At 63.8% G+C, this 12,531-nt stretch carries 9 protein-coding genes; 6 read left to right on the top strand and 3 right to left on the bottom strand.

Annotated elements, in window-relative coordinates:
* Positions 1 to 231 precede the first annotated feature (231 nt).
* The 5 genes from ACZK3W_RS11690 to ACZK3W_RS11710 all read left to right on the top strand — a co-directional run bounded on the left by ACZK3W_RS11690 (position 232) and on the right by ACZK3W_RS11710 (position 7,261).
* On the top strand, positions 232 to 1,320 hold the full coding sequence (locus ACZK3W_RS11690) for an efflux RND transporter periplasmic adaptor subunit (RefSeq protein WP_253143160.1): 1,089 nt from the start codon (positions 232 to 234) through the stop codon (positions 1,318 to 1,320).
* Entirely contained in the window at positions 1,317 to 4,364 is a 3,048-nt protein-coding gene (locus ACZK3W_RS11695; RefSeq protein ID WP_180837108.1) for an efflux RND transporter permease subunit, read from the top strand. Before ACZK3W_RS11690 ends, ACZK3W_RS11695 begins: the two co-directional genes overlap by 4 nt.
* A 2-nt stretch (positions 4,365 to 4,366) precedes the next feature.
* On the top strand, positions 4,367 to 5,896 hold the full coding sequence (locus ACZK3W_RS11700; protein ID WP_197615172.1) for a TolC family protein: 1,530 nt from the start codon (positions 4,367 to 4,369) through the stop codon (positions 5,894 to 5,896).
* 76 nt (positions 5,897 to 5,972) lie between these two features.
* Positions 5,973 to 6,548, top strand: a complete 576-nt coding sequence (locus tag ACZK3W_RS11705) for a TetR/AcrR family transcriptional regulator (protein WP_253143162.1) — start codon at positions 5,973 to 5,975, stop codon at positions 6,546 to 6,548.
* Between the two features lie 119 nt (positions 6,549 to 6,667).
* Positions 6,668 to 7,261, top strand: coding sequence for a TetR/AcrR family transcriptional regulator (locus ACZK3W_RS11710; protein WP_478449921.1), 594 nt, complete (start codon positions 6,668 to 6,670; stop codon positions 7,259 to 7,261).
* Between the two features lie 9 nt (positions 7,262 to 7,270).
* Here ACZK3W_RS11710 and ACZK3W_RS11715 read toward each other — a convergent pair whose 3' ends face one another.
* Complete coding sequence (locus ACZK3W_RS11715; protein WP_197615222.1) at positions 7,271 to 8,575, bottom strand: NADH-quinone oxidoreductase subunit D; 1,305 nt, start codon at positions 8,573 to 8,575, stop codon at positions 7,271 to 7,273.
* Positions 8,576 to 8,703: 128 nt separating this feature from the next.
* Positions 8,704 to 9,645, bottom strand: coding sequence for a LysR family transcriptional regulator (locus tag ACZK3W_RS11720; RefSeq protein WP_478449922.1), 942 nt, complete (start codon positions 9,643 to 9,645; stop codon positions 8,704 to 8,706).
* Between the two features lie 91 nt (positions 9,646 to 9,736).
* On the opposite strand from ACZK3W_RS11720, the gene ACZK3W_RS11725 reads away from it, so the two are divergent.
* A complete protein-coding gene (locus ACZK3W_RS11725; protein ID WP_197615174.1) occupies positions 9,737 to 11,299 on the top strand; it encodes an MFS transporter in 1,563 nt (520 codons plus the stop codon).
* A gap of 145 nt (positions 11,300 to 11,444) precedes the next feature.
* Here the strand turns inward: ACZK3W_RS11725 and ACZK3W_RS11730 are convergent, their stop codons facing one another.
* Positions 11,445 to 12,428 carry a LacI family DNA-binding transcriptional regulator gene (locus ACZK3W_RS11730; RefSeq protein WP_197615175.1) on the bottom strand — a complete coding sequence of 328 codons (984 nt, stop codon included), beginning with the start codon at positions 12,426 to 12,428 and terminating at the stop codon, positions 11,445 to 11,447.
* Positions 12,429 to 12,531 lie beyond the last annotated feature (103 nt).

Consider the following 12,531-nt stretch of genomic DNA (forward strand, 5'->3'; position numbering starts at 1 on the left):
GGGCACCGACAGTAACCATGCCCTCACGTCGCTGACCAGATTCAGGCTGGGACATCTCATGCGACGAGGGATCACCAGGCGCGCCATCTGTCCCAGATGACCTGTTTGAGCCCCCGCGTGTCCACAACTGTCCTGTTCGGGGTGCAGGTGTCCCCCTAAATTTACGCCGCCTGCAGACCTGACCACACCGCGCTGGTCTGTGGAACTGACCACCCATACAAGGAATCGAACGTGAAAACCCATATGACCTGGTCATTGGTGCCTCGTCTCAGCGCGCTGGCCATTGCCCTGTCCGCGATGACGGGATGTTCCGATACACCAGAGAGCGGGACGGCAGAAGCCCGCACCGCGTATGTCGCCTCCGTTCGACAGGCTGCTGGCGATCAGCGCGCTTACATCGGGACCGTGCGTGCCACGCAGCGAGGACAGCTGTCCTTCCCGGTCTCCGGAAAGGTCTCCGCGGTACTTGTTGAACCGGGTGACGTTGTACGCAAGGGACAGGTGCTTGCTCGACTGGATCCGGTCCCCTTTGCAGCGCAGGAGGCGTCCGCTGCCGGCGACGTCGCACGCGCGCAGGCCGCACTGGACGAGGTCCAGCGACGCGTCGAGCGACTGGATGTTGCGCAGAAGGCTGATGCGCTCAGCCCGGCGGAGATGACCGCCGCGAAGGCCGAACTGGCGGCTGCCAATGCGGCCGTCCGCAATGCCCGCGCGCAGCACGAGCTCGCCGGCTGGTCGCAAGGCGAAGCCACGCTGAAGGCAACGTTTGACGGAGTCGTGGCTGCCCGAAACGTTGAAGTTGGACAGTCCGTGGGCCCCGGCGCTGTTGCCATCCAGGTCGATGGTGCGGGCCGCGAGCTGTCTGTCGCGATTCCGGGCACTGCTCCCCTGGCTGTTGGGCAGGTGGTCAACCTGATCAGCGGCTCGGACACCGTGGCGAGCAAGGTGCTCCGTGTCGACGGCCGCGTTGATGCAGGCGGCGTGCGTACCGCATACATCGCAGTGCCCGAGGCGGCGACCGTGGGTTCGACCTGGTCGGTCCGGATCACAGGAACGGATACAGGCCCAGCCAGGCTTCAAGTGCCATTTCGGGCTGTTCTGCCGTCTGCCGTTGGCGGCAAGGGCCAGGTGCTTCGGCTGGCAAAGGATGGCAAGACGACCGAGCTGGCGGAGGTAGATCTGGGTCAGTATCACGGTGACTGGATCGAGGTGAGCGGGCAGATTTCCGCCGGTCAGCGTGTCGTGGTTGCGGGTGCCAAGGCCATCCGTCCGGGCACGCTGATCAAGCCCGTCGAAATGAAGATGGGATCAGAACAATGAGCCTCTCCTCATTCTCGCTGGCGCGCCCCCGCCTGACCTTGCTGGCGATTGTAGCGATCGTCCTCACCGGCCTCATTCTGGCGCTGGACTTCCCATCCACTGAAGAGCCCCCCATCACCATTCGCACGGCGACGGTACTCAGCTTCATGCCGGGCGCCGGCGTGGACCGGGTCGAGCAGCTGGTCGCTCGCCCGATCGAGGAGAGCATTCGTGGCATGCCGGAGGTCAAGCGCATCCGGACGACTGTTCGTCCAGGCTTTGCGTTCACCTACGTTGATCTCTATCCCACCGTGGAATCGGAAAAGATCCCCATCGTGTGGCAGCGTTTGCGCTCGCGCATGGGGGACATCCAGAGCCAGCTTCCCGAGGGAACGATTGGCCCGGTCGTGGACGACGAATTCGGTCGGGTTGCGGTGATGACCATGGGCCTGACCGGCGAAGGCTATAACGCAGGCGAGCTTCGGGCAGAGGCACGCCGCCTGCGCGATGAGCTGTTCCGGCTGCCCGGGGTGGAGCGTGTCTCGCTCCACGGCGTGAGGGACGAGCAGGTCCAGATCATCCTGGACGTGCCTTCCCTGGCTGCGCGTGGGCTCAACCCCAATGTGATTGCCGACGCGGTTTCCAGGCGCAATGTCATTGCGCCGGCAGGTTACGTCGAGATCGGGGGTTCGGAGATCGCGCTCAACGTGAGCGGTGACGCCGACAACCCGTCCCAGCTGAAGAGCACGCCAATTCCGCTGCCGAGGGGTGGCTCGGTGCCCCTGGGCGCCCTTGCGCGAGTGGAACGGGTGACCCAGGACCCGCCGATGACGGGTGCATTCGTGAATGGCACGCCGGCCGTGGTGATAGCGGTCTCCATGGCGCCAGGACTCAACGTAGTCAGCTTCGCCGATCTGCTGCGCGGCGACGTTGAACGGCTTTCGGAAACGCTGCCGGCCGGCATGCAGCTTGTCCAGATCACGGATCAGGCCGAGGTTGTTTCCACCCAGCTGCTGCGTGTTGCCAAGGTTTTCCTGGAGACCCTGGCCATCGTCATGGCGGTCGTCGTGCTGTTCCTTGGAATGAGGACCGGCCTGATCGTCAGCGCCATCGTGCCGACCACGGTGCTGGGGACGATGGCAATCATGAAGATCCTGAACATCGATCTGCACATGATCTCGGTGGGTGCAATCATCATTGCCCTGGGCCTGTTCGTTGACAACGCGATCGTGGTTGCCGAGGACATGGAGCGGCGGCTCTCGCTGGGTGAGTCGCCGGACCAAGCTGCCGCTCACGCAGGCAGCACGATGTTCGTGCCGCTTCTGGTTTCTTCGCTGGCGATCATCCTCGCGTTCATGCCGCTGGCCATCTCCAGCACGGAAACCGGCGAGTATCTGCGCAGCCTCGGCATCGTGATGGCCATCGCGCTGCTGTTGTCGCTGGTCATCGGCGTTACCCTGATTCCGCTGCTGTGCAAGTACTTTGCCCATCACCATGCCGAACTCAGCCGCACCGCACGCGCGGTCGAGCGGCTGACGGGCTGGTACCGGGGCAAGGTCCGCTGGATCCTGGGGCACAAGGCCATCTACATCGGCGTAATGGTTGCACTGCTGGCAACCTCCGGCTGGTTGTTCACCACCGTCCCCAACGAGCTGATGCCGCCGTCCGAGCGCCATCAGCTGCAGATGGCCATCGAGCTGTCCCCGGATTCCAGTCCGGCCAATACGATGGCGGTTGCTCACCAGATCAGCAAGGTGCTGGCGGACGAGAAGCTCGTTCCGGAGATCTCCAGCCACGCCCTGTACATGGGCGATGGTGGCCCACGCTTCATTCTGGCACTGAATCCCCCTACTCCTGCAGGACACCGCGCGTATGCCGTGCTGTCCCTTGCGAAGGGCGTCAAGCATGAAGCGGCCATTGAGCGGCTGCGTTCTGTGATGGCAACACACTTCCCGGACGTGCGGGTGGAGCCCAAGCGGTTCTCGATGGGATCTTCGGATGCCGGCGTTGCGACGTTCCGCATCTCCAGCAGCGACGGCGCACATCGGATTGCCGCCGAGAAGCTGCTGCGCACGCTGCAGGACACGCCGGGGATGGTGGATGTATCCAGCGATGCCGAACGCCAGGTTGTCCAGCTTGATGTGGACGTCGATCAGCCCAAGGCCCAGGCCGCAGGCATCAGCAGCGCGGACATCGCCAAGAGCATGGACATGCTGCTGACCGGCGCAACGATCTCCCGTTATCGTGAGGGCGACACCGTTCTCCCGGTCATCCTCCGCGGAGAGGCGGCACTGCGCACGGATATCGGCCAGCTTGAGGCACTCCCGATCCAGAAGGCGGATGGCAGCGGAAGCGTGCCCTTGGGCCAGGTGGCCAAGCTTCGGTTGGCGCCGCAGCTGTCTTCAATCCAGCGAGTGAACCAGACGCGCGCGGTCACCGTGCTTGCAAAGAGCTCCGAGCTGACGGCCCAGGGGATCGCGGACAAGGTGGAGCCACTTCTTTCCGAATTCCGCAAGCAGGGCGTGCGGGTTGAACTCGGTGGCGAGATCGAAGAAAGCAAGAGTGCCAACGAAGGCATCGAGAAGCTGCTCCCGCTCTGCCTTGCCGCCATGTTCCTGTTGTTCGTATGGCAGTTCGAGAGCATCCGCAAGAGCTTGATCGTCCTGGCGAGCATTCCGTTCGTGGTCATCGGCGCGACCTTGGCACTCAAGCTGAGTGGCACCAGCCTGACCTTCATCGGAACACTGGGGCTGCTCGCACTTGCCGGCATCATCGTCAACAACGCGATTCTGCTCATCGATGCGATCGACGAAGGCCAGCGCGATGGCTTGCCTCCTCTCCAGGCCATTGAAGAAGCTGCGGCCAAGCGCCTGCGCCCCATCGTCATGACCAAGATGGTCTGCATTCTCGGCCTTGTCCCGCTGCTGCTGTTTGGCGGTTCCATGTGGACCAGCATGTCGATCGTGATGATCGGCGGCCTCGCCCTTGGAACGCTGATCACGCTGGGTCTCATTCCAGCGCTGTATGCCGCGCTCTACCGCATTCACCCGGCCGAGGAGGCATGATCATGTCTATTGGAAATCGAGTTGCCTGCCTGTCGATTGCTGTGCTTGTGGCCCTGTCTTCTGGCTGCGCCTCTGTGGCCCCCAGGACCGAGATCCCTGACGCCGCAGCCCGGCATCATGTGGGCCAGGCACCCACGCCGGCGGCGCTGGACGCGGATGTCCTGCCCGGGACGCCCAACAGGCAATGGTGGAAGGACTTCTCCGACCCCAACCTGGATGCGCTGGTCAGCCTGGCCATGCGCGGGAATCATGACCTGAAGTCTGCCCTTGCCGCCGTGGCGGAAGCGCGCGCACTGGCAGGCGCAGCGCGCAAGGACTATCTGCCGAGCGGTGCGCTGCAGGTCAAGGCCGAAGCCATGCAGTCCGCCCAGATCGAAGCGGATCCCTATCGCCAGGATCTTCCCCGCCCCCCTTCCCAGAGACTGCTGTCCGCCGGACAGATGTTCTCCTGGGAGCTGGATCTGTTTGGGCGCATTGGCACCGCCGCAGCCATGGCCGATCGCAAGGCCGATGCGGCGGCGGCTGACGCGAGATCAGCTGCCGCAGTGCTCCAGGCCGAGGTTGCGAAGAACTACTTCCTGCTCAGGATGGACCAGATCAACCTGTCCTCTCTTGAGCGGGAGGTTGAGCTGAGCAAGGCGCGCGTTGTGCGTGTGAAGGCCCGGTATGCGGCCGGGCTGGTCGATCGCAGGGAGGCACTTGCGGTCGAATCCGAACACGCCGAGCTGGTGGCGCAGGAGGCGGCAACCGCTACCCGGCTGCAGGCGGACAGGGCCGGATTGGCGGTTCTTGCAGGCCGCTCGCCGACCGCGCAGGATGACGCCTGGGAGGCGTTGCTGGCCCCGGCTCCACTGCCGGCCCCACCGGATCTTGCATCGCTTGCGCAGCCGACCGACCTCCTGGCGCGGCGGCCAGACGTCGCCAAGGCCGATGCACTCCTGCGAGCAAGCCTTGGCAACGTCGTACTCGCCGAGCGCGCGCACCTTCCGCGCCTCACGCTGAATGTTTTCGGCGGCATCCTTGCACCGTTCGGTTCGCTGGGCGATTCCAGTGCAAAGCGCTTCTCGGCCGGCCCGGAGCTTCAGTGGGAGTGGCTGAGCTTTGGCCGGAAGAAGGCCAGGGAGGAAGCCGCTCGCGCCGGCAGTGATCAGAACTGGCATGCCTTCGAGCAGACCGTGCTGACGGCGCTGAAGGAGAGTGAGGACTCCCTGCATGCGTGGACGAGTTCCCAGGTCAGGATGCAGCAGGCGGTAAATGCCGAGGCACTCAGCAGCAGATCTTCGGCCTATGCCTCTTCCCGCGTGGACGCCGGAATCGAGCCGAAGGATGCCGGCCTGCAGCAGCAGGCGCTGCACGAAAAGGCGCGCAGAGAGCTTGCGGCGGCACAGGCCGGGCTGCTGATGGCCCACGTGCAGGTGCAGCTGGCGCTGGGGGCATGGCAGCCCGAGAAGGGGGACCCGGAGATTGAAATCGGCAGGCCCATCGCTTCCCGGAAGAGCGCCGAAAGCGAAGCATCCGCGGCGCATCACTGACTGGCTCGAACGGCAACCCGCCAGGCCGTACCGGCCTGGCGGATCGTTCGTCGCCCGCTACATGAGGAAAACTATCTTGAACGCTACCCACAGTTCGTCCGTGCGTGTGCCCGGCATACTCATCCGCGAAACGGCAGCGCTTATCGTCCGCAATGGCCGGTCTTCGGTGACCGTCAGTGAGATTCTCGAATGCTCGGGCGTCAGCCGTGGCGCGATGTTCCATCACTTCTACTGCAAGCAGGATCTCATCGACGCCACTTTCTCGTGCTGGCTGCAGAACTTCAATCAGGATGTGGAACGGAGAATGCGTGCCAACGGGCTCCGCTCCGGCGCATTCACCCACGCCTACGTGGAATCGGTGGTCGAGGGCTGCAGGCGGCACGACGTTGCAATGCTCTCGGCCCTGATCATCCGCCTGGACCTGACCCAGGTATCCGCGTCGCAGTGGATCGAGTGGATGAAGAAGAAGCTGGCCACCGAGCCGTCCGAGGCCGACGATCCCGCGCTGAAGTCTGCGCGTCTCGCTGCCGATGGTCTGTGGCTTGGCTCACTGTCCTGCCCTGTCCCAGCCAATGAACCGAAGATCGACATTCAAACGCCGCAGATCCCGGTGCAGCGCTGTGGCCACGGTCCGTCCCATCGCCTTGTCTAAGGACGCTCAGGACGCGCGGTCGCGCGCTCATCGAACAGCAGGGATGCAACCGTGCCATGGCTAGAAGAACCAGGGAGGACGCACACGCCACGCGTGAGAGGATCCTCGATGCCGCACTGGTGTGCCTGCTGCGCCATGGGCCCGCGGGCGCCACGCTGGAGCTGATCGCCACCGAGTGCGGCCATTCGCGCGGCGCGATCTACTGGCACTTCGGGTCCCGTCAGAACCTGCTGGGTGAACTTTCCGCGCGTGGGCGGCCAGATGCACCCGAGGGACTGCGGGAGGCCGCCATCCGGCAGTGTAGTGACCCGTTCAAGCTTCTGTTTGCGGACCTGGTCAGGGTCTTTGATCACACGCGCCGCACCCCACGCGTTCGCCGGACGGTTGAGCTTCTCCTGCGCTCTGGTGAATCACGTGAGCTGGGCGGCATAGGTGACGTGCTCGCAGCGTGCGCGATGCCGGAGGTCCGCATGCTGGAGCTTGTATACCAGCGTGCAGGAGCACTGGGCCAGCTCCGTGAGGGCGTTGATGCAGCCACCGCGTCGCGCAGCCTTCATGCGATCGCGGTCGGTGTTCTGCTGGGATCAATCCTGGAGCCCGGCATCCTCGACCTGGAGATGGGCGGGGCGCGCACCGTGGAAGACCTGCTCAGGCTGCACATGGCTGTTCCCTTCGCGGCCGCCGGAGCGTGGCTCAGCCCATGCGTGGGCTGACCCGGTTCCTCATCGATCCACTTCGCCGAACACAATGTCGTAGGTGCCAATCATGGCGACGACATCCGCCAGCATGTGGCCCCTGACGATTTCATCCAGAGAAGAGAGATGAGCGAAGCCGGGAGCACGCAGGTGCACCCGGAACGGCTTGTTGGCGCCATCGGAGATCAGGTAGCAACCGAACTCGCCCTTGGGCGCCTCGACCGCTGCGTAGGTCTCACCTGCCGGCACCTGGTAGCCTTCGCTGAAGAGCTTGAAGTGATGGATCAGCGCTTCCATGTCGGACTTCATCTCCTGCCGGGACGGCGGCGCCACCTTGAAGTTCTGGACCATCACCGGGCCGGGGTTGGCGCGAAGCCAGTCGACACATTGCCGGATGATGCGGTTGGACTGCCGCATCTCCGCGACACGGCACAGGTAGCGGTCATAGCAGTCACCGGCGCTGCCAACCGGAATGTCGAAGTCAACGGCATCGTACTTCGCGTAGGGGCGCTTCTTCCTCAGGTCCCACGCCACGCCCGAGCCTCTCAGCATCACCCCGGTCATGCCCCACTCCATGGCCTGCTGCGGGCTCACAACGCCAATGCCCACCGTGCGCTGCTTCCAGATTCTGTTGTCGGTGAGCAGGGTTTCGTACTCATCAATGCGGTTCGGGAACTCGCGGGTGAAATTCTCGATGAAATCGAGCAGCGACCCTTCTCTCGCGGCGTTCAGCCGCCGCAGCTCCTTCCCCTTCTTCCAGCGTGACTCCTTGTACTTCGGCATCTGGTCAGGCAGATCACGGTACACACCGCCGGGCCGGTAATACGTGGCATGCATTCGAGCGCCGGATACCGCCTCGTAGCAGTCCATCAGCTCTTCGCGTTCCCGGAATGCATAGAGCATCACGGCCATGGCGCCCAGGTCCAGCGCGCCCGTTCCGATGTTCATGAGGTGATTGAGGATACGGGTGATCTCATCGAACATCGTGCGGATGTACTGTGCCCTGATGGGCGCCTCGATTCCCAGAAGGGTTTCAATCGCACGTACGTAGGCGTGTTCATTGCACATCATGGATACGTAGTCCAGCCGATCCATGTAGCCGATGGACTGGTTGAAGGGCTTGGACTCCGCCAGCTTCTCGGTACCCCGGTGCAGCAGGCCCACATGCGGATCCGCGCGCACAACGGTCTCGCCATCCATCTCAAGCACAAGGCGCAGTACCCCATGTGCCGCAGGATGTTGGGGGCCGAGGTTCATCACGTAGTTCCGGATCTCGGTATCCCGCCGATCACCGCGCACGGGAGCGGGGCCGCCCGCCGTCGTCCGCTTCATGTTCATCCAATAGCTTCCGTAGACCGAACGCATTCAGCGGAAGTGCTCAATGCTCCAAGCGTCGATGCTACTTCGACGTGGAAGGCCGGTTATGGACTGCTTGGTCTGGAATGTGCGTGCGCTGCGCTTCAGCCCACCGCGCTGAGTGCGCGGACCGAACACGCGCCATCGCCTGCGCGAAGCAATTGTTCCTCCAACGCTTCGATCGCAGGCGTCCGCACGGCTGCACTGCGCATCAGCCGGAAGCTCGCTGCGGGGAGCACAGGAAGGCCCAGTCCACTGCCCGCAATCATCAGGCCATCCTGGATGTCATCCTGGAGAGCGACAGTGATGGCGAGCCCGGACTTCGCAGCCGATCGCAGGCCCTGCTGGTTCGGCGAGGTAAAGGTGACGCGCCATTCCAGGCCGGCTTCAACAAGTGCTCCGATGCACACGTCGCGGTGCATGCACGGGCTGGGCGCGAGTGCGAGTGGCAGCGTCTTTTCCGGTTCGTGCTCAAATCCCGAACCGATGGCCCAGACGAAACGTGTCCGCCTCAGAACCGGCCACACAACGTCCTCCCGCAGGAACAGGTTCACCGCCAGGTCGAGTGTTCCCGCCTGTATCTGTTCGTTCAGCGCCCCATAGGACTCCACGGCTACATCCAGCCGCACCGCGGGGAACCTGCGGGAGAAGCGCGACAGCATTGCGGTCAGCCGGTCGCCGGCATAGGTCTCCGGCACACCCAGGCGCACTGCCCCGGTAACGGGAGCCCTCTGGAACCGGCGAACCAGCAGGCTCTGGGCAGCAAGAATCTGCTCGGCATGTCGCAGGAAGTCTTCGCCGTCTTCGGTGAGTGTCACGCTTCTCGTGGTCCGTTTCAGCAAGGCGCTGCCCGCCTGCTCTTCCAGCTTCCGGATCTGGTGGCTGATGGCGGACTGGCTGAGGTTCATGCGCTCACCCGCCTTGGTGAAGCCGCCGGTCTCTACGACGGCGACAAAGGCGCGCAGCAGGTCGGGGTCAAAGAACACCGGGGCAATCCATGATGAGGATTGATCAATTCTATTAAATAAAATCATTTTTATCATCATGGAAGTCCCTCCAAGATGGCCGCTCACTTGAAACGCGCAGCTGCAGTCGCCCCGGCAGTGCGCCAGATCCCGGACCTGCCTGAGGAGACCCATGACTTCCCTTTCACCTGCTGCTCGAGACCGCCTGACGCTTTCTGCGGCGTGCTTGGCTTCCCTGATGTTCGGGCTGGAAATCTCCAGCGTGCCAGTCATCCTGCCGATTCTGGAGACAGAGCTTGGCAGCAGCTTCAGCGGCCTGCAGTGGATCATGAATGCCTACACCCTCGCCTGCACGACGGTGCTGATGGCGGCTGGCGCTCTGGCGGATCGGTACGGGCGCAAGCGCATCTTCGTGATCAGCCTGTTGCTGTTCGGCATCACATCCCTGGCCTGCGGCCTTGCTCGAAGCGGAACGGCGTTGATCGTGGCTCGATCACTGCAGGGTGCGGCGGGAGGCGCAATGCTGGTCTGCGTGTTTACAGTGCTTTCCCATCAGTTCAGTGACTCCGCACAGCGCGCCAAGGCCTTTGGCATCTGGGGCGTGGTCTTTGGCATAGGGCTGGGTTTCGGGCCGGTCATTGGTGCTGGCGTTGTTGTCATCAGCAGCTGGAGCTGGGTGTTCCTGGTGCATGCGCCCCTGGCAGTGGGCGCGACGGCTCTCGCCGTTCTGGGCATCCGGGAATCGTGGGCGCCAAGCCAGCGGAAACTGGACCTTGCGGGAATCGTCTCGCTGTCAGTGGCCGTCTTTTCCTTCACCTGGTACATCACCCAGGGCATTCCTGCAGGCCTTGCAAGCGCCTCTTCCATGGCGGCCGCTCTGGTTGCCGTCATCAGCCTGGCGGTATTCATCGCGGTCGAGCGCAGGGTGCCGGACCCGATGTTCGATTTTTCCATCTTCGGCAACCGGCGCTTCTCGGGCGCATTGCTGGGCTCGATGGGCATGAACTTCAGCTTCTGGCCACTGATGGTGTACCTGCCACTGTTCTTCCAGCACGGACTTGGCTACTCAAGCATCGCGACCGGCCTGTCTGTCCTGGCATACACATTGCCGTCGCTGCTGCTGCCGCCTTACGGCGAGCGTCTCGCTGTACGCTTCGGGCCTGAGCGCGTGATCCCCGCTGGGATGTTTGCCATGGGCGGCGGGATGCTCATGATGGCGATCGGTGCAGGCGCGGAAAACGCGAGCTGGTTGACCCTGCTGCCAGGCTGCATTCTTGCGGGCTCGGGCCTGGGCGTGATCAATACGCCCGTCACCAACACGACGACCAGTTCCGTGCCCAGCGATCGCGCCGGCATGGCATCCGGCATGGACACCAGCGCCAGATTCATCAGCTTGGCCATCAACATCGCGGTGGTGGGGTTGATTCTGGTGAAAGGTACCTACTACGCACTTGAAACGAACCTGCCCGGCGGTGACCCTTCGCATCTGCGGTCGCTTGCGGAGGGATTGTCCGCAGGTACTGCGCACCTGGATGAGCTGGCGGCCACTGGCCAGGCAGTGTCCCTTGACGTAGCGCATCAGTCGCTGCTTTTCGGCTACCGACTGGCCATGGTTTACGCGGGCGCTTGTGCCTGTGCCTTGGCCGTTGTCAGTGCGCTTACGTTCCGGGGCGGTCATCCCGGGATCACATCGTCCGCCAGGAATCGAAACTGCCAGACGACGTCCGAGGATTGAGCTGAACATGCTGCGCCCATGCGTGCGACGCCTGTTCGTAAAACCGGCCACGATCATCGGCGGAATGGGACCGGGCGAAGGAGCAGCCATGATCCACATGTGCGCGAGGGTATCCATCGATGGACGGCCGCAAACAGCCGCGAGGTCATCGCAAGGCCGTTGATCCCCTCACCACGCACCGACCGGTCATCACCAGCCGGCGTACCGGCAGCTCCGGCTCGCGCAGGCGCTCAAGCAACAGCGACATCGCTGCGCGCCCCATCTCTTCGACCGGCTGTTCGATCACGGTGATGCCCGGCTCGACCAGTTCGGTCCAGCGTTCGTTGTCAAAGCCCGCCAGCGCCAGCGCGTCCGGAATTGCCAGGCCTGCACTGCGGGCCGCCTTCAACGCTCCCATGAGCAGCAGGCTGTTGCTGGCGACCAGCGCCTCCGGCCGTGATGGGTCGGCCAGCCACTGATCGAGCGTTGCAATGGCCGCTTCAGCCGTGGGCTCAACTTCGCGGTAATCCGGCTGAAGCCCATGTGTACGCATCGCAGCGAGATAGCCGTCGCGACGCTCGGCCGCCGTGGTGCTGGTGCTGCCGAACAGGCCGCCGATACGGCGATAGCCGCGCGCGACCAGATGCTCGACCAGGCCCGCCATCGCGGCCGGATTGTCGAGCACCACGCTGTCGATCGACCCGCCGGGTGCGGCGCGGTCCACCAGCACCGTCGGATAGCCCAGTGCGAGCCGTTCCAGGCGCCCCACCGTGGTGCGGGTGGGCGCAAAGATCAGTCCACTGATGCGTTCCTCGTGCATCAACTGCAGATACAGCGCCTCGCGCTCGGGGTCCTCGTCGGTGTTGCAGAGGGTGACGCGCAGGCCTTCACGATAGGCAACCTCCTCCACCGCTCGGATCAGCGCCGTGAAGAACGGGTTGCGGATGTCCGCCACGATCAGCCCGATGATGCCGGTGTGCCGGGCACGCAGGCGCCGTGCCTGCAGGTTGGGGTGATAGCCGGTCTGGCGGATCGCCGCCTCCACCCGGCCACGCACGGCCTCGCTGACCGGGCCGCCGCCGAGCACGCGCGACACCGTGGACTTGGAGACCCCCGCCACGCGCGCGACGTCGTTGATGCTGATGCTCATTGGAACCGTTCCCGGAAACTTTTACTGTTCGAGGCCGGATGGCCATTCAGGGCAATGCTAACGCCAAAGTACTATTGGCTTTTTGTGCAGTGCACATTGAAAT

The sequence above is a fragment of the Stenotrophomonas sp. 80084_Sma genome (genome assembly GCF_056481995.1).

Coding starts and splice junctions, on each gene's coding strand:
- ACZK3W_RS11695 (WP_180837108.1), top strand. CDS start 1,317: ATGAGCCTCTCCTCATTCTCGCTGGCGCGCCCCCGCCTGACCTTGCTG.
- ACZK3W_RS11700 (WP_197615172.1), top strand. CDS start 4,367: ATGTCTATTGGAAATCGAGTTGCCTGCCTGTCGATTGCTGTGCTTGTG.
- ACZK3W_RS11715 (WP_197615222.1), bottom strand. CDS start 8,575: ATGAAGCGGACGACGGCGGGCGGCCCCGCTCCCGTGCGCGGTGATCGG.
- ACZK3W_RS11720 (WP_478449922.1), bottom strand. CDS start 9,645: ATGATGATAAAAATGATTTTATTTAATAGAATTGATCAATCCTCATCA.
- ACZK3W_RS11725 (WP_197615174.1), top strand. CDS start 9,737: ATGACTTCCCTTTCACCTGCTGCTCGAGACCGCCTGACGCTTTCTGCG.
- ACZK3W_RS11730 (WP_197615175.1), bottom strand. CDS start 12,428: ATGAGCATCAGCATCAACGACGTCGCGCGCGTGGCGGGGGTCTCCAAG.